The organism is Methylobacterium sp. Leaf87 (assembly GCF_001422775.1).
GTDB lineage: Bacteria > Pseudomonadota > Alphaproteobacteria > Rhizobiales > Beijerinckiaceae > Methylobacterium.
Genome location: NZ_LMMI01000059.1, coordinates 165,179 through 187,687, shown reverse-complemented (window position 1 = coordinate 187,687; position 22,509 = coordinate 165,179). Strand labels below are relative to the sequence as shown.

Genomic DNA, 22,509 nt, shown 5'->3' with positions numbered 1-22,509 from the left:
CGACGCGTCTCCTGCGTTCCTGTAAGTCTTCAGGAATTTATATAGGCGCCGGAACGGTCCTGATCAGGGGTTGCCAGCTCTCCATTCTGTGCATGACGCGCAACCGCGATGCCGCGCTCGAACACGTGCCGCGCCCAGGACACGCGCACGACGGCGCCCGTCGCAGTGGGATCGGGCGCGTTCGACAAGGTGAGTTGCGCACCTGAGCGCTCGATGAGGGTTTTGGCGATGAACAAACCCAGTCCCAGGCCTGCGCCCGTGGTCGCGCCGGATTTCGCCCGGTCGTTGCCCCGAGTGGTCACGTAGGGCTCGCCGGCGCGAAGCAGCACCTCGCCGGAGAAGCCGGGACCGTCGTCGCGCATCTCGAGCCAGACCTGCTCATAAGTCCAGCGCGCCTCGATGATGACGCGGGTCTTGGCGAAATCCACGGCATTGTCGACGATGTTCGCGAGCCCGAACAGGACGCCGGGGTTGCGCCGGGTCGAGGGCTCCTGCCCCTCCCCCCTGCTGGTGACGTCGAGGATGATGCCCATAGCGCGTTGGGGCGCCACCAATTCCTCGACGAGGTGGCTCAGGCTCACGGTCTGGAGGAAGCCCCCCCCATCCCCATCGAGTGATGTGAGCTTCGACAGAATGCTGCGGCAGCGGTCGACCTGATCGCGAAGGAGCGCGAGATCCTCACGTACGCCTGGCGACGCCGTCGGAGCGAGCTGACGGCTCAGCTCCTTCGTCACCACCATGATGGTGCCGAGCGGTGTGCCGAGCTCGTGCGCCGCCGCCGCCGCCAGACCATCGAGCTGCGAAAGGTGCTGCTCGCGGGCGAGCACGAGCTCGGTGGCGGCAAGCGCCTGGGCCAGGAGCCGGGTCTCCTCGGAGACCTTCCAGGCGTAGACACCGGTGAAGGCCGTACCGAGGAGAATCGCGGTCCATACCCCGGAAATGTAGAGGAACGGCAGTTCGAGGCGGCCATCGGCGAACCACGGCAGCGGCCGGTGGATGAGGGCCAGCAGGGTCGCGAGGCCGATGGCGAGGAGCCCAAGGGCCAGGGTCCGCTCGGGCGGCAGGGCTGTGGCCGAGATCAGCACAGGGGCGAGGAACAGGAGCGAAAACGGGTTCTGCAGGCCACCCGTTAGGAACAGCAGGGCCGCGAGCTGGATGATGTCGAACGCCAGCAACAGTGCAGCCGAATCGTCGCTGAGGCGGTAACTCGCGGGAAACCGGATACGCAGGGCGAGATTCAGCCACGACGAGGCAGCGATGACGAGGAAGCACCAGCCGAACGGCAGTGGCAGCCCAAGGCCGAACTGGGCGCCGACCACGGCCGCGCTCTGGCCGGTGATCGCGAGCCAGCGCAGGCGGACGAAGGTATCGAGCCGGAGGTGCCGGGCGTCGCGCACGAAGCCGGTGGTGCTCATGTCCATCATGTCCATCAGAACGATAGGGCCGCGTGATCCAACGTCCATCCCATCGTGGGCAATCAAGTCTTCCGCGCCTGGTTCGAAGCGGACGCTTTCGTTCGCATCGCCACGCCGATCCGTGACAGGACTTCGCTCTCCCGCGTCGGAGGCGGCAAAGCGGCCGGAACGTCACGCACGGGACTTGTCGCCGCAGGTTGCGCCCTAAGTCGGAGACAAGCCCGGGCTGAATGGCGCGGCACGAACCATGCGCCATTCTTCATGCATCAGGCAGGCGCTGCGTTCCGGAACAGGGGGAGGCCATCGTGAACCTGTCCTACTACTGGTATGAGACCGCCCGGATCATGACGACGCCGGCGCGGGTTGCCGCCGACATGGTCAAGCACAGCCTTCAGAACCCAGCCAATCCGCTGTCGTACGGCCCCTATGCCCGCAGCGTCGCGGCGGCCTGCGAGATGTTCGAGCGGATGACGCGTCGCTACGCCAAACCGGGCTTCGGATTCACCGGCACCTGGATCGAGGGCCACAGCGTGCCGGTGAGCGAACGCGTGGTGTGGGAGCGGCCGTTCTGCCGGGCCATCACCTTCGACCGTGGTTTTGTTCGCGGTCCGAGCCAGCCACAGCCGAAGCTCCTCATCGTGGCGCCGATGTCCGGGCATTACGCCACTCTCCTGCGCGGCACCGTGGAGGCGATGCTGCCGGACCATCAGGTCTTCATCACCGATTGGGCCGATGCTCGCATGGTGCCGCTGAGCGCCGGGCGCTTCGACCTCGACACCTACATCGACTACCTCATCGCCCTGTTCACCATGCTCGGGCCCGACCTCCACGTCATGGCCGTGTGCCAGCCGGCGGTGCCGGTGCTGGCCGCCATCGCGGTGATGGAGGCGCGCGGGCACGCCACCGTGCCGACTTCCATGACCCTCATGGGCGGCCCCATCGACACGCGGCGTTCGCCCACCGCCGTGAACTGCCTCGCCCAGGAGCGCGGCACGAAGTGGTTCGAGTGCAACTGCATCACGACCGTGCCGGCTGGGTATCCGGGGGCGTGGCGCAGCGTCTATCCGGGCTTCTTCCAGCTGTCCGGTTTCATGTCGATGAACCTCGATCGTCACGTCGACGCCCACGCGGAGATGTTCGACCACCTCGTCACCGGCGACGGCGATTCGGCCGAGAAGCACCGCGACTTCTACGACGAGTACCTCGCGGTGATGGACCTGACGGCGGACTTCTACCTGCAGACGATCAAGACCGTTTTCGTCGATCACGCCCTGCCGAAGGGCACGATGATGCACGCGGGCACGCGCGTCGACCTCGGGGCGATCCGCACCTGCGCGATCCTCGCCATCGAGGGCGAGAACGACGACATCTCGGGGGTCGGGCAGACGCAGGCGGCCCTCGATCTCACGCCGAACCTGCCGCCCGAACGAAAAGCCTATCACCTGCAGAAGGGCGTCGGGCATTATGGGGTGTTCAACGGCTCCCGTTATCGCACCGTGATCGCGCCGCGCATCGCCGAATTCATCCGCGCGATGCAGGCCCGCCCCGCCATCGCCCAGGAACCGGCGGACTGAGGCGACCTGCCCCCAGCAATTCGCCTTCCCGACGATGGCGGCGCGGCGGCGGCACCGCTAAGCTGCCCGCATGCGATTGGCGCTGCTGCGCGGGCCGGACCCGGACCATCTCGATATCGCCCACGAGGGTGAGACCTTCCGCATCGCCCTGCGGCGTCGACCGACGGCGCGTCGCTTGACGCTGCGCGTGTCGAGCGCCACCGGTGAGGTGGTGATGACCCTACCGGCGCGGACCTCGCTGGCGGTGGCGCAGAAATTCGCGATCAGCCATAGCGGCTGGATCGCCCTGCGGCTGGCCAAGCTGCCGGAGCGAATCGCCTTCGTGGATGGCGCGGTGCTTCCCCTGCGCGGCATCCCCCATCGCATCGTTCACCGGTCGTCGACGGGCGGCCTGACACGGGTCGAGGCGACGGCGGACGATCCCGTGATCTCCGTTGCCTGCGAGGCACCGCACATCGCCCGGCGCATCGGCGATTTCCTCGAACGGGAAGCGCGCCGGGATCTGACCGCGGCCGTGAAGAGCTATGGGGGAGCCATCGGACAAGCGCCGACGCGCATCACCGTACGCGACACCCGCAGCCGCTGGGGTTCATGCACGGCCCAGGGTGCCCTTAATTTTTCGTGGCGGCTGATCCTGGCCCCGCCGCTGGTGCTCGACTACCTCGTCGCCCACGAGATGGCGCACCTGAAGGAGATGAATCACTCGGCCCGGTTCTGGAGTCTCGTCGGCGCCATCTGCCCGCATGTCGAGGAGGCGGAACGCTGGCTCAAGCGCAATGGATCGAGCCTGCATCGTTACGGCTGAGGACGTACTTCCCGAACGCTCACCCAGCTTCGGCACGAGACGACGGAGAGGCAGGACCCTTTTCGTCAGCCCTTCACCCGCAGAACGCGGCGGCGCGAACCGGGCTCCTCGGGCCAAGTCGGACGGGCATCGACCTGACCCGGCGCGAGGGTGCGCGGCGCGACGCTGTCGCAGACTTCGCGCTGACGCAGAATCACGGGTTGGCCGAACTCGTCCCGGCGGCGGATGATGCCACCCTCGTGGCAGAAGCCGGCGAGTTCGGCGGACGAGCCGGACTGACGCCCACCCGGCGTCCGGGCGATGGGTCGATGCTCGACGACGAGACGGCCGTCGCGGTTCAGGGAGTTCTCGACATAGGTGGTCTCGTCGACCGGAAGCGACCCGGCCTCCACCTGCGCCATCCCGGCGAGGAGCATCAGTGCGGGAAGGGCGCAGAATCGCATGGCGTTCGTCCGTGTTGAAGCGTAGCCGTCAGGATTAAGGCCTGGCTGCCCCTAGCGATAGTCCACTGCGGGAACATCGATTCCGGGACAAGCCTTCGGCCAAACCCGTTAAGAATTCGCTAACCATGCGGATCAACGCGGTATGCAGTCGATGGATCGCATCGGACCGCCGCTCGCGAGCGACGGTCCGGTCACATCCGTGTCAGTTCAGCAGGCGGTTCTGCGGGCGCGTCTCGGCCGCGAGGGTATCGCCCACGGTCAACCCGAGGGGCCCGAGCCGCACCGGCACCGATTCGCCGTCGTGGATCGATCCGGACAGGAGCTGCTCGGCGAGGCGGTCCTGCACCGCCTTCTGGATCACCCGCTTCAGCGGACGCGCCCCGTAGGCCGGATCGTACCCCTTGTCCGCGAGCCAGTCGCGGGCATCGGGCTCGACGTCGATGGTGATCTTGCGCTCGTCCAGAAGCTTCTGGAGACGCCCGAGCTGGATGTCGACGATGGCGCCCATCTCCGACCGCTTGAGGCGGTGGAACAGGATGATCTCGTCGATCCGGTTCAGGAATTCCGGCCGGAAGTGATGGCGCACCACACCCATCACCTCGTCGCGCACGGCATCGGTATCATCGCCCTCGGACTGGTTGACGAGGTACTCGGAGCCAAGGTTCGAGGTCATGATGAGGAGGGTGTTGCGGAAGTCCACCGTGCGCCCCTGCCCGTCCGTCAGGCGCCCATCGTCGAGCACCTGCAGGAGGACGTTGAACACGTCCGGATGCGCCTTCTCGACCTCGTCGAACAACACGACCTGATACGGCCGGCGTCGTACGGCCTCCGTGAGGGACCCTCCCTCCTCGTAGCCAACGTAGCCCGGAGGCGCACCGATGAGGCGGGCAACGGCGTGCTTCTCCATGTATTCCGACATGTCGATCCGTACGAGCGCCGTGTCGTCGTCGAATAGGAACCCGGCGAGCGCCTTCGTCAGCTCGGTCTTGCCGACGCCCGTGGGCCCGAGGAACATGAACGAACCGATGGGCCGGTTGGGGTCCTGCAGGCCGGCCCGGGCCCGGCGCACGGCGGTCGCGACCGCCTCCACCGCCTCGCGCTGGCCGACGACGCGCTTCGCCAAAGCCGATTCCATGGCGAGCAGCTTGTCGCGCTCGCCCTCCAGCATCTTGTCCACGGGCACGCCGGTCCAGCGCGAGACAACCCCGGCGATGTGGGCAGGGGTCACCGCCTCTTCGACCATGCCGTCGCGGCTGACCGCAGACTCGGCCGCCGCCTCGATCTCGGCGAGCTGCTTCTCCAGGCCCGGCACCACGCCGTAGGCGAGTTCGCCGGCGCGCTGGTATTGACCCTGGCGCTGGGCGTTGGCGAGTTCCGTGCGGGCCTCGTCGAGCTTCTTCTTCAAGTCGGCCGCTGCCCCGAGCTTGTCCTTCTCCGCCTTCCAGCGCGAGGTGATGGCCGAGGATTGCTCCTCAAGATCGGCCAACTCCTTTTCCAGCCGCACGAGGCGGTCGCGGGAGGCGGTGTCGGTCTCCTTCTTCAGGGCCTCGCCCTCGATCTTCCGGCGCACGATCTCGCGGTCGATATTGTCGAGTTCCTCGGGCTTCGAATCGACCTGCATGCGCAGGCGCGAGCCCGCCTCGTCCATGAGGTCGATGGCCTTATCGGGAAGGAAACGGTCGGTGATGTAGCGGTTCGACAGGGTGGCGGCCGCGACCAACGCCGCATCCTGGATACGCACGCCGTGGTGCTGCTCGTACTTCTCCTTGATGCCGCGCAGGATCGAGACCGTATCCTCCACGGTGGGCTCGGACACGAAGACGGGCTGGAAGCGCCGCGCCAGGGCGGCGTCCTTCTCGACGTGCTTGCGGTACTCGTCGAGGGTTGTTGCGCCGACGCAGTGCAGTTCGCCCCGTGCCAGGGCGGGCTTCAGGAGGTTCGAGGCATCCATCGCCCCGTCGGCCTTTCCGGCGCCCACGAGGGTGTGCATTTCGTCGATGAACAGAATGATGCCGCCTTCGGCCGCCGTCACCTCGGACAGCACGCCCTTCAGGCGCTCTTCGAACTCGCCGCGGTATTTGGCGCCCGCGATCAGCGAGCCCATGTCGAGGGCGAGCAGGCTCTTGTCCTTCAAGCTCTCGGGCACGTCGCCGTCGACGATGCGTAGGGCGAGCCCCTCGACGATGGCGGTCTTGCCGACGCCGGGCTCGCCGATGAGCACGGGATTGTTCTTAGTGCGCCGGGACAGGACCTGGATCGTACGCCGGATCTCCTCGTCACGGCCGATCACCGGATCGAGCTTGCCTTCGCGGGCGGCTTCCGTGAGGTCGCGGGCGTATTTCTTCAGGGCGTCGTAAGCGTTCTCCGCCGTGGCGTTGTCGGCAGTGCGGCCCTTGCGCAGGGCGTTGATGGCCCCATTCAGCGACGCCGGCGTCACGCCCGCGGCGGCGAGAGCCTTGCCGGACTCGGTGTCCTTCTCGACGGCGAGCGCCAGGAGCAGGCGCTCCACGGTGACGTAGGAATCGCCGGCCTTCTCGGCCGCCTTCTCGGCGGTGTCGAACAGGCGCACGAGTTCGCGCGTCGCCTGGGGCTGGGACGAATTGCCGGACACCTTGGGCTGCCTAGCGAGCCATGTCTCGACCTGCGCGAGGGCGACGCGGGACTGCCCGCCCGCACGGTCGATGAGGCCGGCACACAGGCCCTCGGGGTCGTCGAGAAGCACCTTCAGGAGGTGACCCGGCTGCAATTGCGGATGACCCTCGCGCATGGCCAGGGTCTGCGCCGACTGGACGAAGCCGCGGGCGCGTTCGGTGTAGATCTCGAAATTCATGCTCTTTCCACCTCCCCGTGTCGGTCCGGTCCCGCCCGCATGAGGCGGCGCGGCCGTTCCGAGACGTCGTTCCCCGGCTCCGGTCCCATACCTTCACTGCGAGAACCCCGGCGCCATCCAGCCGCCGGTGACACGGATGTGGTGTTGTAAATACGCACCACAAGGGGGTCCGGATCGAAGTGGGGGCGGGATCTTCCGGACCCTTGCAAGCGGCTTCGTCACCGGTCCATGCTCTTCCGATGACGAACGAACTGCACCTCGACGCTCTCCATCGCTACCCCGTGAAGGGCCTCTCGCCCGAACGGCTCGACAGCGTCGATCTGGAGGCGGGCGACTACTTTCCCGGCGATCGCTTGTTCGCCGTCGAGAACGGCCCGTCCGGCTTCGATCCGGCGGCACCCGTGCATCAGCCCAAGATCAAATTCCTGATGCTCATGCGCCACGAAGCCCTGGCCCGCCTCGACGCACGCTACGAGGGGCATACGAACGTCCTGACGATCCACGGTGATGGCGGCGTCGCGGCGCAGGGTGATCTCGGCACGGCGGAAGGACGCGGCGCCATCGAAAGCTTCCTGGCCGGGTACCTGCCCGACGCCCTACGCGGCCCGCCCAAGGTGCTGGGCGCGCCCGACGGCTTCCGCTTCACCGATTCGCCTCGTGGCTTCGTTTCGCTCCTCAATCTCGCCAGCGTCGCGGCGGTCGAGACCCTGACGGGTGCTGCCGTCGATCCCCTGCGGTTCCGAGCGAATCTCCACGTCTCGGGTCTGGCGCCTTGGGCCGAACTCGACCTCGTCGGGCGCACGCTCGTCACGCACGGCGGGGTCGCGCTGCGCGTTCTCAAACGCACGGAGCGTTGCGCGGCGACCAACGTCGATCCGGTCACGGGCATTCGCGACCTCACGATCCCCCGCGCCCTGTCGCAGCACCTTGGCCACACGGATTGCGGAGTCTACGCAGAGGTGGTGGCCGGCGGCACCTTGCGGACCGGCGATCGCCTCACGCTCGAGCCGGCGAACGTCTGAGTAGGCCGACCGTCCGACGCCAGCCGAAACCGTGCGTCGACGGAGCAGCCGTGCTGCGAGTGATGCGACGAAGTGGGGATCGACCGGGTTCGCGATCGGCCCCTTCGGCGTTAGATGGCGTCGCGGGGGACCAGGACAACGGCTGCCGCGTAGCCGGCGCGCCTCAGATGGCGCAGATCGGCGTGGCGGCGCTCGCAGGTGATCTTGAGGTAGCGATCGTCGCCTCCGGGCAACCCGGCCGACGCCGCCATGGCCTGTCCGTGGATCAGGCATTCCATCGGTGTTCTCGCGGGCGCGATGATCACGTCGAGGGCAGTTTGGCGGGAGCAGTTCTGAACCAGCATGGTTTGCATGCAGACGAGGGCGACGGACAGCAATTCGGACATGACGGACCTCTTGTTCGAGATGGCGAAGAAGGTCCGCGGAGTGGCTCTGGCGTTCGAGCGGCCGCGTGATTGTTGTCTGGGGCGTTCCTCGAAGATCTGGTTTCGGGTTATTGGTCTTGGTGTTCATCCTCCCCACGCACACCGTATGCCAGGGGCGGATTCTCGAGACGCATCGCGCCCGTGTGTGACGCTTGGGCCACCCTCAGTCCCGGCCCTGAAGCCAGAGAGGCTCGGGCTCGGCGCGCGGCAGCAGCGCCGCCACGGCGTCGAGATCGACGATGTAATGCTCGGTGAGACGGCGCCAGACCTCGGCCGTCGAGGCGGCCTCGGTGCCGATCCGGTGCAGCGCGCTGGCAAGCAGGCCCGGATTCGTCAGGGTCTGGCGGGGGGTGAAAGAATCGGAGTTGGACAACGGCTTAGTCCCTGATCGACGGGACCCAGGATCACGATTCAAAGTTAAGCGGACGTTAAAGGCCCGGTGCCTCCAGCGGAAATCAGTTCCCTCCAATCATCACGCTTCCGGGAGTGTCCGATGGATTGTGTTTCGGCATGCGGTCGCACCCGCAGATGAAGATCGGCCCGTCGTCGCATCGGAGCGCGGAACTCCAGGGGGACGGTGAGCGTCTCACAAGCCGGTCCCGCGACGCCTTCCCGGACGCGGCCGATGACGTTTCCCCCGAAGGACACCATGGACACGACGCCGCTTCCCGCCCCGGCCTTCAAGGCTCCCGCCATCCTGCTCTCCGGTCCCGTGGACCAGTCGATGTACAAGGATTTCCGCCAGCAGTTCGATGCGGCGTCGGATCAGGATTTCGTCGTGGTCGAACTCTCGACCCTTGGCGGTGATCCGGAAGTGGCTCGGATGATGGGCGAGGACATCCGCTTCGCCAGCGAGGTCGATCCGCACCGGCGGATCGTCTTTCTCGGAAAAGCAGCGATCTACTCGGCCGGCACCACCTTCATGAGCTTCTTCGCCCGCTCCAACCGCTACCTGACGCGCGGCACCCGCCTGATGATCCACGAGCGCAAGATCTCGAAGAAGCTGCACATCGACGGTCCGCTCACCACCTGCATCGCCACGGTGACGGCGGCCCTGCACGAACTCGAATGCTCCATCGAGATTCAGAACGAAGGGTTCGCCAACCTCGTCGCGGGATCGACGGTGAGCCTCGACGAAGTGCTGACCCGCGCCCCCTCGAACTGGTACATCGAGGCCGAAGAGGCCCGCGGCCTCGGCCTGATCGAGGCCGTCATCTGACGGACAGACCGGCGGTTGCGCCCGCTGCCGCGTGGCTGGGCGCAAAAATTGCCCGCTGCCTGCTTCGCAGGGTCACATGCCTGCGGTAGAAGCCCGGCGCCGTGCACGACCGCCCGGCACGCATCGAGGAACGAGCCCCACGATGAAAGACCCGTTGCCGAACGTGCACGTGCGTGCCGAAGTCCTGGTTCAGGCCCTGCCGCATATGCAGCGCTACGACCAGGAGATCGTGGTCATCAAGTATGGCGGCCACGCCATGGGCGACCGTGCCGCGGCGGAGGATTTCGCCGAGGACATCGTGCTCTTGGAGCAGTCCGGCCTCAAGCCCATCGTGGTCCACGGCGGCGGCCCGCAGATAGGCCGGATGCTCGGGCGGCTCGGCATCGAGTCGGAGTTCAAGGGCGGCTTGCGGGTCACCGACGAAGCCACCGTCGAGGTGGTCGAGATGGTCCTGGCCGGCTCCATCAACAAACAGATCGTCGGCTGGATCTCGGCCGAGGGCGGACGGGCCATCGGCCTGTGCGGCAAGGACGGCAATATGGTGCGGGCCAAGAAGGCCACACGCACCATCATCGATCCCGAGAGCCAGACCGAGCAAGAGGTCGATCTCGGCCTCGTCGGCGAACCGGATCACGTCGAGCGCGGCGTCCTCGATGCGGTGCTCAAGGCCGAACTCATCCCGGTCCTCGCTCCTGTGGCCTTCGGCGCCGACGGACAGACCTACAACGTCAACGCCGACACCTTCGCGGGCGCCATCGCGGGGGCGCTGCGGGCCAAGCGCCTGCTGCTGCTCACCGACGTACCGGGCGTCCTCGACAAGGACAAGAAGCTGATCCCCGAACTCACTCTGGAGGATTGCCGCCGGCTCATCGCCGACGGCACCATCACAGGCGGCATGATCCCGAAGGTCGAGACCTGTATCTACGCCCTGGAGCAGGGCGTCGAGGCGGTCGTCATCCTCGATGGCAAGGTCAGCCACGCCGTGCTCTTGGAACTGTTCACCGATTACGGTGCCGGGACCCTGATCCGCCGGAGCTGACACCGTGACCCGGTTCGCCCGGCAGGGCGAACCGAGACGAGGGCAGTCACGCGGACAGCGATTGCGGGATCGGTCGAAACGCCACCAGAGTCATGTCGTCCCGGCGCGCTTCGCTGCCACGGTAATCGGCAAGGGCCTGCTGCAGGGCCGCAACCTGATCGCCGAGGCCGTCATGCGATCGCGCCATGAGGATGTCGGCGACACCGCGATGACCGAGCAGTCGACGCCTCTCTCCGCCCATCTGGTCGGTGATCCCGTCGGTCATGAGGTAGAACGTCGTCTCCACCGAGGTCGGGACGACGATCTCGTCCACCGCAAAGATTTCCCCTGCCCGCCGAGGATAGCCGAGGCCGTTCTTCGCGCCACGGATGCGCGTGACGGTCCCATCCGTGACACTCGTGAGGGAGAGGCCGGCCCCGGCGAAGCGCAGGGTCGCGGTTTGCCGATCCCAGATGCAAATCCCGCAATCGAGGCCGTCATCGGAAACCGCGCCCCGACCGTCCTGGCGCAATTGCACCCGGACCATGGAGTCGAGGGCACGCAGCACCTCGACGGGGTCGCGCAGGCGCCGCTCGTGCAGGATGCGGTCGAGGGCCGTGGCGACGATGAGGGTGAGGAAGGCCCCCGGGACGCCGTGACCGGTACAATCCGCCACCACGATGATGCCGAGCCCGTCGATGTTCTCGAGCCAAAAGTAGTCGCCGCCGACGACGTGAAGCGGCTCCCACAGGACCCCGACCTCGAGGCCGGTGCTCACGAGCGCCGCGCGGTCGGGCAAAACCGAACTCTGGATGCGTCGTGCGTAGCCGATACTCTCCATGACGAGGCCGTTGGCCTCGGCGAGCTTGGCATGCGCCGTCTCGAGTTCCTGTAGCAGCCGCTTCGCTTCGTCGCCCGTTCGCAGACCCTCGACCATGCGGTTGAACGCCTGAGAGATCACGTCGATTTCGTTGCTGGCCCTGAAACGGGCACCGGATTCGACGGTGACCCAGTTCTTGTGCTCGACCTCGCGCATGGCGAGGAGCAGGCGCTTGAGGGGTGCCAGAACGTGCGCCCGTACATTGGCGTGGAGGGTCAACACGAAGGCGAGCATCAGGATGAGACTGGTCACGAGGGCCAGAATCGCCTGCTTTTCGGCGTTGCCGCGCAACGCCTCGGCCGAGATGGCCAGGGTGAGGTGTCCAACGGGTTTGGGCTCGGATGGGAGGGAGAGATCAGCCTGCGCGACGACCATGTCCCAGGACCGACCACGCGGCATGTCACCCAGCGACATGACCACGGCCCCCGCTGCATTGCGCAGAACCACCGCCCGGAACGCCGGATCCAGGGTGAGGGCCTGGACCTGATGCCGGTAGATCTCGGGCCGGGTACTCCAATCTGGCCGAGCGACGGCACTTGCGGTCAGGGCGGCGAGCAGCTTTGCCCGCTCGGTGTAGAGCCGGATCTGGTCGCTGTAGTTCACCCAGGCGATGCCGATCTGCGTCACCAGGACGACGACGGCGATGACCGGGTAGATCCGCAGGAACAGGGTATGGGCGAGACTATCGAGGTCGCGCCCTCGGGCAGACCCGCGCAGGGATCCGGGCCTCATGGTCGGGCCGGCGGCGCTTTCGGCCAGCGGCATATCGGTGAACCCGGCGGCTTCGAGGAAGTCGCTGCTACGGCGTGGGCCGGCACCCCTCAGGGAACCGCCGCGCCGAACCGGCGCAGCTTCGGCGCTCGGCATGCCCTCGGGAATCATGGGCCCTCGGGGGTCATGCGGATCGGTCGACCGGGGGCGGAGCCCAATGCATCGGGGGCACTGCGCACACGATCGCGTCCGCTGTCCTTGGCCGTATAGAGGGCGGCGTCCGCGCGCTGCATGGCGGCTTCGAGGGATTCACCGGGTCGGGCCTCGGCGACGCCGATGCTGACGGACAGGATGACGGTCCCGCCCGGCGTCTCGATCGCGGCCGATGCGACCGCGACCCGCAGACGTTCGGCGATCGCCAGGGCCGCGTCGAGGGCGGTGTTCGGAAGCAGAACGGCGAACTCCTCGCCGCCGGTGCGGCCGATGATATCGTGTGGACGCAGGTTCGCCAGGCAGGCCGCCACACAAGCGACGAGAGCCGCATCACCGGCGGCGTGCCCAAAGCTGTCGTTCACGAGCTTGAAGCGGTCGAGATCGAGCATCATGACGGTGATCGGCGTGCCGTCGGTCGCATGGCGCTGCCACGCGCGGACGCTCATCTCCATGAAGCGCCGCCGGGCCAGGGCACCCGTCAGGTCGTCGGTGTCGGCGAGGCGGCGTAGTTCGGCTTCGAGGCGCGAGCGGTGTTCGATCTCCCTGGAGAGCGCTTCGTTGAGCGCCTGGAGATCGCGACGCTGCTCGGCGAGGCAGTGATTGGCCTTCTGCAAATCGAGTTGCATCCGGTCGCTCATGCGGACGAGGCGTTGCTGCTCGCGGTAGCCGCGGCGGTACGCTTCCGCCAAGGCGTTGACGCCGGCGGCGGCATCGGAAAGCCCAGCCAGCATCGTCTCAGCTTGCCGGATCACGGCTTCCTCGGCATCGTAGAGGCTGAAGGCGTCGCTCGCGGGGCGGGCCGTGGCGGCACGGGGCGCGGCCTTGGGCACCGACGTCATGCGAGCTCCTCGACCATCTCGAAGCGGGCATGGGAGAAATCGGCGGCGAAATCCTCACCGGCTTCCGCGATTGTCTCGTCGCCATCGGCGTAGAACCAGCGGATCGTCACCGGCCGACCCTCGGCGGCGGCATCCTCCAGGGGCATGAACAGATTCATGAGCGCCTTGGCACTCGAGGAATTGAAGTAGGCGAGCCCGACTTCGAACACGATGGGATCGGTGGCGGCCTCGGCGAGATATCCCCGGAGGGCCTGAAGAAGCGGTCCGTAGAACGCCGCGGCGTCCTCGGGATAGGATTCGCCGCGCAAGGCGAGGTGGCCGCGCCCGAAATCGAAATCGATGCGCGGCGACCGCTCGGTCGCGGGAAGGCTGATGGTATCCATCGGTCCGGCGCCGTTCAGATGTAGGCTTTGAGGCAGAAGAAGCTCCGCCCATCGCCGAGTTCCTGGAAATCGTACTCGACGGGCGCGCTCGACCGGCGGGCGATCTCGATGAGGCCGATACTACCGCCGAGGCTTCCCTCGTCGGGCGGCTGACGGAGTTTCTCACGGTAGAACGCCTTCAACTCGTCACCTGTCATCGTGGTCAAGTGATCGAGGCGCGCGCGCAGGGTCGGTACATCGCTGTCCGGGACCTCGTTGCCGCACACCACGTAGAACCGCTCGCCAGCGACCCCGACGACGATCATGCCGGCGCTGATCAGACCGCGGGAACCCGTTGGCTCGGCGACCTTGTCGGCCGAGTAGCGGATGATGTTCTGCGCCTGCTCGACGAAGATACCGAAGACGCGCTTCGTGACACTCGAATGCGTCGCATCTTGGCCCATGCGCAATTTCAGCACTTCCCCGAGGGAAAAAAGAACGTTCTCCGAGAGATCACCGCCGAACGACAGGATCACGCCCTCACGTCGCGACGCGTTGAAGAAGCTCCGAAAATCTCGGGCGAGCAATGCATCCCTCCCAAAGGGTTCGACGTGTCGATTGGGATCGTCGTGAGACGGGCTGAACCCAACCTAAGACTGGGGTCGTATATGAATGTTTAAAAACAGCGCCAAGCCTACCCATTTGCGCCGGATCGACAAACGCTAGACAGGGGTTTGGTCTTCGTGTCCATGAGCGAATACAGGAAGGTGGTGACGAAATAAACAGCATCCTTGGCGCGCGAATGCGCAAGTCGAAGACAAACTCGACGTACGAGGCTTCGATAGATTCCAGGGTGAACGATGGCCCTGTCCCATATCAGACCGTGATGCACCATTCGGGCCATTGGCGAACCTTGGCGCTTCCAATTTCGGCGCCATGCCCCATCTTAGCCGTCCCGGCCGGATCATCCGGCCCAACCCTTAAGTCGAAGCGCCTTGTTCCTTCCCGGCGAAAACCATTTCACCTCCGTCCGATCCCGTGGGTTCGATCATGTCGACACCTGGGTGTTCGATCTCGACAACACGCTCTACCCGAGCGACGCACGGGTTTGGCCACAGGTGGACGAGCGGATCACCCTCTACGTGATGCGCCTCTACGGTCTCGATGGGCTCTCGGCGCGTGCCCTGCAGAAGTATTTCTACCATCGCTATGGCACCACCCTGAAAGCGCTGATGATCGAGGCGGCCATCGATCCGCACGATTTTCTCGATTTCGCTCACGACATCGACCATTCGAGCATCAGCCTCCACCCGGCCCTGGGGACCGCCATCGCCGAGTTGCCCGGCCGCAAGCTCATCCTCACCAATGGATCGCGTCGGCACGCCGAGAGCGTGGCGCGAAAACTCGGAATCCTCGACCATTTCGAAGACGTGTTCGATATCGCCGACGCGGATTTCGTGCCCAAACCCGAACGCTCGACCTATGAGCGTTTTCTCCTCCGCCACGGGGTCGATCCGCGCCGTTCGGTTCTGTTCGAGGACATCGCCCGCAATCTCGTAGTGCCGCATGAGATCGGCATGGCGACGGTGTTGGTCGTGCCCCGAACCCTCGATCCGTTCCGGGAGGCGTTCGAGCAGGAAGCGGTGCAGGAAGCGCATATCGACCACATCACGAGCGATCTCGCGGGCTTCCTCACGCACCGCGTCCTACCGGTGATCCGGTGAGCGGCCTGCAGGACGACCATAGTCTGGAGGACACGCAGCAGGGGGACACACGGCAAGAGGACACACGGCAAGAGCCTTGGGCCGAACGTCATGCTCCGTCCCTGGACGACATCGAAGCGCTCGCTCATGCGGCGTTCGTAGATCTCCCGGCTGCGTTTCGTGCCCTTTGCCCGGGGATCGTCATCCATGTCGACGACTTTCCCGACGACGACACTCTGATCGAGATGGACTGCGCCAGCGAATTCGATCTGCTGGGCCTGTTCCGGGGCATCGGACTGGCGCAATCGGGCGAGTTCACGACCGGCCAGATGCCAAACCAGATCTGGCTCTACCGCCGGCCCTTGCTCGATTATTGGGCCGAGCACGAGGAAACCCTCGGGCACCTCGTCACCCATGTCCTCGTCCACGAGATCGGGCACCATTTCGGCCTGTCGGACGACGACATGACCGGCATCGAGGCACGTTCCGACGGTTGAGCCTGGAGCGGTGGCCTACGAAACAGGCGCCGCGCCGGAGGCTCAGAGTGTCTCCGGGTGACCGATCTGGCTCGCCTTCGGGCGGCGGGTGCGGAACTGGCCGCGTGCCACGGCGACGAAGGCCAGGATCACGACCGTCAGGGTGGTGAGCCACCACATCACCGTCAGGCCGACACCGATACAGGTGATGGTGAATGCGGCGGCGAAGGCCGCCATGGCGCCGGGGACGAGGACGGGCGTCCCCCGTCCGCTGCGGCGGATCGCGGCCTGAAGCGCGAACGCCGCGGCGACTGCGCCGACGACGCCCAGTTCGTACCACAACTCGAACAGCAGCGTGGTGGGCGCATTGGCCGGGAGGAGATTGACGATCCTGCCCCGCAGCGCCGTCTCGAAACCGTGCCCCGTGACGAGGCGCAACGGCTCCGTGGTGACGATCTTCTGCCAGGTCTTGAGCGACAGGGCGCCGGGCGAAGCCGGGCCGAGCAGGGTAGAGGCGACGGGTCGAGCGAGGAACGGCAGCAGGGGCGCCCCCACCAAGAGGGCTGCCGCACCGAGGCTTGCGACGCGTACGCCGAGGAACGGCCGGAGACTGGTGAGGGCGAAGGTGGCGGCGCCCACCGCCAAGGCTGCGAGTTGAAGCGCGTTCGGCGAAACCACCAGGGCCACGGCCACGAGGAGCGCGAGGCCTAGGGATTCGAGGTCGCGCCCGCGCGAGCGCAGCCACGCCACGGCCGGCCAGACCAGGAGCGCGAGAAGCGTCAATCCACGGTCCAGAGTTCCATCGATCTCCGTTGGCGTTCCGGGGAGACGATGCCCGAACAGGCCGAGCAGAATCGCCACGAGGGCGGCGGCCGCGGTGCCCACGGGCAGGAGGTAGAGGTTAGCCGAACGCATCCGCTCCGGCAGGGCGAGATAGCCCGCGAAGGTCAGAAGGATCGTCGCGATCAGGTTGAGCAACCGCTCGGCGGCAAGATCGAGGAACGGCGTCCACACAAGGGACAGAGCCGCCCACAGGATGACGAGGAGCCCGGCGAGGAAGGCCGGCATCCGCAGCAGGCGCCCAGCGGCTGGCCTCCAGGGCCCGGATTTGCCGTCGATGGCGCTGGCCAGCACAAGCAGCACCACGGCGATGGGCGCCAGAATGACGGCCGCGCGGCGACCCATCTGCGTCGTCACCGGCACGAGGACGAACAGGCCGAAGAACCCGATGCGCCGCAGGAGCGCGGCGGCATCGAGGGCCGGATCGACAGAAGGGTGGGACGCACGCGCCATGATTGCGACTGTCGACCGTGAACCGGCGCCACGAGTTGACCCGCGCGCTACGGCGTCAGTCGTAGTGCACTCGTCCTGGTCGGGCTGTAGATGCCGTGCAACACCTGTGCCCTGGCGGACACGGTTCAGGCGGTGACCGAGACGGACGGTCGATGGATCAGACGCCGCCCGAAGTCGCACAGAACCCGCCATCCCGCCCACGCGGCGAGGAACCCGAGGAGCCCGGCCACCAAGCCATCGGCGGTCGTCGGGATCGCGGGGCGATAGTCCTCGTAGGTCGCCCGCGCGAGATGGAGGTCGGGGTCGCGGATCAGGGCCGCAAGTCGGCCGAGAGGACCACCGGCGGTGTCGAGGGCGGCGCGGCGTGCCGTTAGGGTGGCGAGCCGGTCGAGATCCGCTCGCGCGGCTGCCCCACGTCGAGAAACAAGAGCATCGGAATCGCCGCGCAGCCGCGCAATGGCACTGTCACGGGTATGTCCCGTCGCCTGTGCATCGGCTTCGAACCCGGCGACCACGCGGCCCAACTCCTCGACGGTCCCAGCCAACCGCTGGCCATACTGCTGAGCGAACTCAGGTCCCTGCGCCCCAACGATGCCCGCAAGCACGCCCATTGCGAGGCCCAAGGTGCGGAGGACACGAAACACGGGCACCTCCCACACGGGTTCGACGCTCGGACAAGCCGCGGGGCGGCCCCGGTGTTCCCCGCCCTCGATCGAGGCGCGACGTCGGCTTCGTCCGGAGGGGGCCACAGAAGCGGTCACGTGTACGCTCGAACGATCTTGCGGGATGCCGCCGCAGGCTGCTTGACAGCCCGGGCGGCCGAACATAAACCCCCGACACCGCAGCGGAGACGAGGCGGGACGCCACGCGGGCGTAGCTCAGTTGGTTAGAGTGCCGGCCTGTCACGCCGGAGGTCGCGGGTTCGAGTCCCGTCGCCCGCGCCATTTACAAGCCTACCATTCCGAAAGTCCGATCTCGCGTGACGCGAAACGTGTCTTGTGCGGATCGCTTTCCACGCCACGCGGGCGTAGCTCAGTTGGTTAGAGTGCCGGCCTGTCACGCCGGAGGTCGCGGGTTCGAGTCCCGTCGCCCGCGCCATTTTTATTCCCCGACAATCTGCATTGTGTTGCAAGGACTTCGCGTCCCCAAGGTCCCGCCTGCCCGCGGCGGCGACGTTGCGCCGGCTCGCTTTCGCTTGTGGGAATCCTAAGCTCATCGAACGCAACCGGCCGGAAGATGCTCGTGTCGTCGGTCAAGGCTTGCGGAGGGTGAACGATGCCGGGGTTTTTCTTCCTCTACTTCACAGCCTGCATGACCAACGCGCCGGACACCTGCGAAGCGCGGCGGCTCGCCCTCGACGTCGCCGACGCGCGTGCCTGCCACCACGTGGCACAGCCGCAGCTGGCGCGCTGGGTCGGGACGCATCCGGACTATCGCATCACCGGATGGCGCTGCGGTGCGCCGTTACGCGATCCGGGTACGCGGATCTGAGCCGGGGCGTGCCCAGCATGCCACGGTGACGAGCGAACGGATCGGCGTGGGACCGTTGCCGCGTTTTCGCCGCATGGGGCCGCAAGGGGCATGGAACCGGGAAAAGCATGGAGCCGATCCCGCCCGAGCCCATGAGCCGATGCCCAAGTTATCCTCACGCGCCTTCGCTTACGTCGTGGCCGCATCCGTCGCGGTGACTTTGGCCGGTTGCAGCGCACCCACCTTCCTCGGTCCCGATACGCCGACCAGCGTCATGATCCTCGATGAGCAGGCAGCGGCCGCTGCCATCTCACGCTACCGGGCACAGCACGGTCTCGGGCCGGTGGTGATCGACACCAGCCTGATCCGGGCCGCGTCGTATCAGGCGGCTTCCAATGCGAAGGCCGGCCGTCTCAGCCACGAGATCGGCGGCACCTTCGATGCACGCATGGCGGAGGCGGGCTTCGGCCGCGCCTACGCGGCGGAGAATCTCAGTGCAGGCTCGAACACCTTCGACGAGGTGCTGGCGCGCTGGAAGTCTTCGCCGGAGCACAACAAGAACATGCTGATGCCGCAACTGAAGCGCGTCGGCATCGCCCGCGTCGATGCGCCGGGCACTCGCTACAAGCGCTTCTGGGCCCTGGTCCTCGCCGGCGGCTGAGTGCCGTCAGCTCTCGCCGGTGTCGGCCTCGGCCAGGCCGTCCTGCAGGGTTCGAATGATGGTTCGCATCTCGGGGATCATCGCGATCGCCTTCGCGATCCGTTGCGCCTCGTCACGGGTCATCGCGCCGGTTGCCGTGCGCGAAGCCTCATCGTCCGAGCAATAGGTCCACGCGACGGCCACGCCGGCGGCATCCTCGACGCAGAAGCTTTCCGCTTTCTCGACGACGAGCCAAGGGGTGGGAAATCCGCGTGGCTCGGTCATGTCAGGCGATCCGATGTCGTCCCGCGAGACGGGACAGGGCCTGGTGGGCGGTGACGGGCTCGAACCGCCGACCCTCTCCGTGTAAAGGAGACGCTCTACCAACTGAGCTAACCGCCCAGGCGCGCCGTGTCGTACCGAAGCGGCCGTCGGCACGCAACCCGTAGCCTCACGAGGATGGGAAGCCGCACGAAGAAAGAGGCCCCAGAGTTTCCTCCGGGGCCTCTTCGCCTGTCAGCGGTTCAGTGCGCGATGACCGTGGCGGTCTCGTCCTCACCGATCACCGGGCGGACCGGCGGGGCCGGCTCCTCCCACTCGATGGGTTCGGGTACCCGCACCAGGGCATGCTTGAGAACCTGATCCATCCGCGAGACCGGGATGATCTCCATCCCGTTCTTAACGCTATCGGGCACCTCGGCGATGTCCTTGGCGTTCTCCTCGGGGATCAGCACCGTCTTGATGCCTCCACGAAGAGCCGCGAGCAGCTTCTCTTTCAGACCGCCGATGGGCAACACCCGGCCACGGAGTGTCACTTCTCCGGTCATCGCCACATCCTTCTTCACGGGGATGCCCGTGAGGGTGGAGATGATGGCGGTGGCCATGCCGATGCCGGCGGACGGGCCATCCTTCGGGGTCGCTCCCTCGGGAACGTGGACGTGGATGTCCCGACGCTCGAACAGCGGCGGCTCGATGCCGAAATCGACGGCCCGCGAGCGGACGTAACTCGCCGCAGCGGAAATCGACTCCTTCATCACGTCGCGCAGGTTGCCCGTCACGGTCATCTTGCCCTTGCCGGGCATCATGACGCCTTCGATGGTCAGCAACTCACCACCGACCTCGGTCCACGCGAGGCCCGTGACCACACCAACCTGATCCTCCTCATCGATCTCGCCGTAGCGGAACTTCGGAGCACCGAGGAACACCGGCAGGTTCTCCTCGGTAACGGCAACCGCCTTCACCTTCGTGATGAGAATCTCCTTCACCGCCTTGCGGATGAGGTTGGAGATCTCGCGCTCCAGGTTACGGACGCCCGCTTCCCGCGTGTAGCGGCGGATGAGCATCAGCAGCGCGGCGTCGTCGATCTGCCATTCCTTTGCGTCGAGGCCGTGCTTCTTGACCGCGCCCGGGATCAGGTGCTTCCGCGCGATCTCGAGCTTTTCTTCCTCGGTATAGCCGGCGATGCGGATCACCTCCATGCGGTCCATGAGGGGCGCGGGGATGTTCAGCGTGTTGGCGGTTGTGACGAACATCACGTTCGACAGGTCGTAATCGACCTCGAGGTAGTGGTCGTTGAAGGTCGAGTTCTGTTCGGGGTCGAGGACCTCGAGCAGGGCGGCCGAGGGATCGCCCCGGAAATCCATGCCCATCTTGTCGATCTCATCGAGGAGGATGAGCGGGTTCGAGGTCTTGGCCTTGCGCATGGACTGCACGATCTTGCCGGGCATCGAACCGATATAGGTCCGGCGGTGACCGCGGATCTCGGCCTCGTCGCGCACGCCGCCGAGCGACATACGAACGAACTCACGGCCCGTCGCCTTGGCGATGGACTTGCCGAGCGAAGTCTTGCCGACGCCGGGGGGACCGACGAGGCACAGGATCGGTCCGGTGAGCTTGTTGGCCCGCTGCTGCACGGCCAGATACTCGACGATGCGCTCCTTGACCTTGTCGAGGCCAAAATGATCCTCGTCGAGCATCACCTGCGCGCCGAGCAGATCCTTCTTCATCTTCGAGCGCTTGCCCCACGGGATGCCGAGCATCCAGTCGAGGTAGTTGCGCACGACGGTGGCTTCCGCCGACATGGGCGACATCTGACGCAGCTTCTTCAGCTCCGCCACCGCCTTGTCGCGGGCCTCCTTGGTGAATTTGGTCTTCTCGATCTTGTCTTCGAGTTCGGCGAGTTCGTCCTTGCCGTCCTCGGAATCGCCCAACTCCTTCTGGATCGCCTTCATCTGCTCGTTCAGGTAGTACTCGCGCTGAGTCTTCTCCATCTGCCGCTTCACGCGGGTCCGGATGCGCTTCTCCACCTGCAACACGGAGATCTCGCTCTCCATCAGCGACAGCACCCGCTCCAGGCGCTGCGCGACCGTGGGAATCTCCAGGATCGCCTGCTTGTCGGCAATCTTCACCGCCAGGTGGGAGCCGACTGTGTCGGCGAGCTTCGAGGGCTCGTCGATCTGTGTGACGGCGGAGACGACCTCGGGCGAGATCTTCTTGTTGAGCTTCACGTAGTTCTCGAACTCGGCGATGACCGAGCGGGCGAGCGCCTCCGCCTCGACACTGTCACCGAGCTCATCGGTGAGAGTCTCGGCCTCGGCCTCATAATAAGAGTCCGACTTATTGAAATGGGTGATCTTGGCGCGACCAGCCCCCTCGACCAGCACCTTCACGGTACCATCAGGCAGCTTCAAGAGTTGGAGCACGCTGGCGAGCGTTCCGATCTTGTAGATCGCGTCGGTCGCCGGATCGTCGTCGCTGGCGTTGATCTGGGTCGCGAGAAGAATGTGGCGATCCGTCCGCACGGCTTCCTCAAGGGCGCGGATCGACTTCTCGCGACCGACGAAGAGCGGGACGATCATATGCGGAAACACGACGATGTCGCGAAGCGGCAGGACGGCATAAGAGCCCGTCGAGCCCGGGACCACAGGCTGGCGCGATTTCGGTTGAGTCATGTCGGACTTCCTCATGAGGGACGCCGGGCAGTCGCTCCTCCGGGGAGCAAGCAACCTGCCAGGGGCCGACCGGGCCGCGAAGGGGTCGGAAGTGTTATCGGAGAAGCGGCTGGCGGCGGGACACCGCACCTCGAAAGGCGAGCGTGCGGCCATCGCGCGTCTGAATTCAGATGGAAGCGGGGGCGGATGTTTTCAAGCATCCGCCCCGAGGCCGGCCATC

Annotated in this window: 22 protein-coding genes and 3 tRNA genes; 11 read left to right on the top strand and 14 right to left on the bottom strand. The window is 66.2% G+C overall.

Features of this window, described 5'->3' with window-relative positions; genetic code table 11:
- Window positions 1-29: 29 nt before the first annotated feature.
- Window positions 30-1,424, bottom strand: a complete 1,395-nt coding sequence (locus ASF22_RS20780; protein ID WP_056267958.1) for an ActS/PrrB/RegB family redox-sensitive histidine kinase — start codon at window positions 1,422-1,424, stop codon at window positions 30-32.
- A 296-nt stretch (window positions 1,425-1,720) separates the two neighbouring features.
- Here ASF22_RS20780 and phaZ point away from each other — a divergent pair, with 296 nt between their 5' ends.
- Window positions 1,721-2,989: a polyhydroxyalkanoate depolymerase gene (gene phaZ / locus ASF22_RS20775; protein WP_056267868.1), complete on the top strand. Its 1,269-nt coding sequence runs from the start codon at window positions 1,721-1,723 to the stop codon at window positions 2,987-2,989.
- Window positions 2,990-3,059: 70 nt separating this feature from the next.
- On the top strand, window positions 3,060-3,794 hold the full coding sequence (locus ASF22_RS20770) for a SprT family zinc-dependent metalloprotease (RefSeq protein WP_056176093.1): 735 nt from the start codon (window positions 3,060-3,062) through the stop codon (window positions 3,792-3,794).
- 65 nt (window positions 3,795-3,859) lie between these two features.
- Here the strand turns inward: ASF22_RS20770 and ASF22_RS20765 are convergent, their stop codons facing one another.
- Both ASF22_RS20765 and clpB read right to left on the bottom strand, forming a co-directional pair.
- Window positions 3,860-4,237, bottom strand: a complete 378-nt coding sequence (locus ASF22_RS20765) for a hypothetical protein (RefSeq protein WP_056176091.1) — start codon at window positions 4,235-4,237, stop codon at window positions 3,860-3,862.
- 202 nt (window positions 4,238-4,439) lie between these two features.
- Window positions 4,440-7,067 (bottom strand): ATP-dependent chaperone ClpB, encoded by a 2,628-nt coding sequence (gene clpB, locus ASF22_RS20760; RefSeq protein WP_056176087.1) that lies wholly within the window; start codon window positions 7,065-7,067, stop codon window positions 4,440-4,442.
- Between the two features lie 239 nt (window positions 7,068-7,306).
- Between clpB and ASF22_RS20755 the strand changes: the two genes are divergently transcribed.
- On the top strand, window positions 7,307-8,089 hold the full coding sequence (locus tag ASF22_RS20755; protein ID WP_056267865.1) for an MOSC domain-containing protein: 783 nt from the start codon (window positions 7,307-7,309) through the stop codon (window positions 8,087-8,089).
- A 110-nt stretch (window positions 8,090-8,199) separates the two neighbouring features.
- Here ASF22_RS20755 and ASF22_RS20750 read toward each other — a convergent pair whose 3' ends face one another.
- Both ASF22_RS20750 and ASF22_RS20745 read right to left on the bottom strand, forming a co-directional pair.
- On the bottom strand, window positions 8,200-8,475 hold the full coding sequence (locus ASF22_RS20750) for a hypothetical protein (RefSeq protein WP_056176082.1): 276 nt from the start codon (window positions 8,473-8,475) through the stop codon (window positions 8,200-8,202).
- Window positions 8,476-8,677: 202 nt separating this feature from the next.
- Window positions 8,678-8,887: a hypothetical protein gene (locus ASF22_RS20745; protein WP_056176079.1), complete on the bottom strand. Its 210-nt coding sequence runs from the start codon at window positions 8,885-8,887 to the stop codon at window positions 8,678-8,680.
- A gap of 276 nt (window positions 8,888-9,163) precedes the next feature.
- Here ASF22_RS20745 and ASF22_RS20740 point away from each other — a divergent pair, with 276 nt between their 5' ends.
- Both ASF22_RS20740 and argB read left to right on the top strand, forming a co-directional pair.
- Window positions 9,164-9,733: a hypothetical protein gene (locus ASF22_RS20740; protein ID WP_056267864.1), complete on the top strand. Its 570-nt coding sequence runs from the start codon at window positions 9,164-9,166 to the stop codon at window positions 9,731-9,733.
- A 142-nt stretch (window positions 9,734-9,875) separates the two neighbouring features.
- Complete coding sequence (argB, locus tag ASF22_RS20735) at window positions 9,876-10,772, top strand: acetylglutamate kinase (RefSeq protein ID WP_056176076.1); 897 nt, start codon at window positions 9,876-9,878, stop codon at window positions 10,770-10,772.
- Between the two features lie 46 nt (window positions 10,773-10,818).
- On the opposite strand, the gene ASF22_RS20730 is transcribed toward argB, so the two are convergent.
- Genes ASF22_RS20730 through ASF22_RS20715 form a run of 4 tightly spaced genes read right to left on the bottom strand, consistent with a single transcriptional unit; the run spans window position 10,819 to window position 14,343 of the window.
- Window positions 10,819-12,498, bottom strand: a complete 1,680-nt coding sequence (locus tag ASF22_RS20730) for a SpoIIE family protein phosphatase (protein ID WP_082483896.1) — start codon at window positions 12,496-12,498, stop codon at window positions 10,819-10,821.
- An 11-nt stretch (window positions 12,499-12,509) separates the two neighbouring features.
- On the bottom strand, window positions 12,510-13,394 hold the full coding sequence (locus ASF22_RS20725) for a diguanylate cyclase (protein ID WP_056267858.1): 885 nt from the start codon (window positions 13,392-13,394) through the stop codon (window positions 12,510-12,512).
- A complete protein-coding gene (locus ASF22_RS20720; RefSeq protein ID WP_056267856.1) occupies window positions 13,391-13,777 on the bottom strand; it encodes a DUF1987 domain-containing protein in 387 nt (128 codons plus the stop codon). The genes ASF22_RS20725 and ASF22_RS20720 overlap by 4 nt, the downstream gene beginning before the upstream one ends.
- A gap of 14 nt (window positions 13,778-13,791) precedes the next feature.
- A complete protein-coding gene (locus ASF22_RS20715) occupies window positions 13,792-14,343 on the bottom strand; it encodes a SiaB family protein kinase (RefSeq protein WP_056267854.1) in 552 nt (183 codons plus the stop codon).
- Window positions 14,344-14,751: 408 nt separating this feature from the next.
- On the opposite strand from ASF22_RS20715, the gene ASF22_RS20710 reads away from it, so the two are divergent.
- Together ASF22_RS20710 and ASF22_RS20705 are read left to right on the top strand one after the other, a co-directional pair.
- Window positions 14,752-15,480: a pyrimidine 5'-nucleotidase gene (locus ASF22_RS20710; protein ID WP_056267852.1), complete on the top strand. Its 729-nt coding sequence runs from the start codon at window positions 14,752-14,754 to the stop codon at window positions 15,478-15,480.
- A 101-nt stretch (window positions 15,481-15,581) separates the two neighbouring features.
- The gene (locus tag ASF22_RS20705; RefSeq protein ID WP_244474366.1) at window positions 15,582-15,956 is read left to right on the top strand and encodes a metallopeptidase family protein; all 375 of its coding nucleotides are present in this window, start codon (window positions 15,582-15,584) and stop codon (window positions 15,954-15,956) included.
- A 42-nt stretch (window positions 15,957-15,998) separates the two neighbouring features.
- Here ASF22_RS20705 and ASF22_RS20700 read toward each other — a convergent pair whose 3' ends face one another.
- Together ASF22_RS20700 and ASF22_RS20695 are read right to left on the bottom strand one after the other, a co-directional pair.
- The gene (locus ASF22_RS20700) at window positions 15,999-17,228 is read right to left on the bottom strand and encodes a hypothetical protein (protein ID WP_056267849.1); all 1,230 of its coding nucleotides are present in this window, start codon (window positions 17,226-17,228) and stop codon (window positions 15,999-16,001) included.
- 125 nt (window positions 17,229-17,353) lie between these two features.
- Entirely contained in the window at window positions 17,354-17,872 is a 519-nt protein-coding gene (locus ASF22_RS20695) for a DUF2937 family protein (protein ID WP_056267952.1), read from the bottom strand.
- Window positions 17,873-18,095: 223 nt separating this feature from the next.
- Between ASF22_RS20695 and ASF22_RS20690 the strand changes: the two genes are divergently transcribed.
- The 4 genes from ASF22_RS20690 (at window position 18,096) to ASF22_RS20675 (ending at window position 19,359) form a co-directional block, all read left to right on the top strand.
- Window positions 18,096-18,172: transfer RNA gene (locus ASF22_RS20690), tRNA-Asp, on the top strand.
- 77 nt (window positions 18,173-18,249) lie between these two features.
- A tRNA-Asp gene (locus ASF22_RS20685) sits at window positions 18,250-18,326 on the top strand.
- A 177-nt stretch (window positions 18,327-18,503) separates the two neighbouring features.
- Window positions 18,504-18,719 carry a hypothetical protein gene (locus ASF22_RS20680; protein WP_056267845.1) on the top strand — a complete coding sequence of 72 codons (216 nt, stop codon included), beginning with the start codon at window positions 18,504-18,506 and terminating at the stop codon, window positions 18,717-18,719.
- Window positions 18,720-18,972: 253 nt separating this feature from the next.
- Complete coding sequence (locus ASF22_RS20675; RefSeq protein ID WP_244474365.1) at window positions 18,973-19,359, top strand: CAP domain-containing protein; 387 nt, start codon at window positions 18,973-18,975, stop codon at window positions 19,357-19,359.
- Window positions 19,360-19,365: 6 nt separating this feature from the next.
- Here the strand turns inward: ASF22_RS20675 and ASF22_RS20670 are convergent, their stop codons facing one another.
- From ASF22_RS20670 to lon, 3 genes are all read right to left on the bottom strand, one after another.
- Window positions 19,366-19,623 carry a hypothetical protein gene (locus ASF22_RS20670; protein ID WP_056267841.1) on the bottom strand — a complete coding sequence of 86 codons (258 nt, stop codon included), beginning with the start codon at window positions 19,621-19,623 and terminating at the stop codon, window positions 19,366-19,368.
- A 41-nt stretch (window positions 19,624-19,664) separates the two neighbouring features.
- Window positions 19,665-19,740 (bottom strand) — tRNA-Val (locus ASF22_RS20665).
- 122 nt (window positions 19,741-19,862) lie between these two features.
- The gene (gene lon / locus ASF22_RS20660; protein WP_056267839.1) at window positions 19,863-22,289 is read right to left on the bottom strand and encodes an endopeptidase La; all 2,427 of its coding nucleotides are present in this window, start codon (window positions 22,287-22,289) and stop codon (window positions 19,863-19,865) included.
- Window positions 22,290-22,509: the final 220 nt, after the last annotated feature.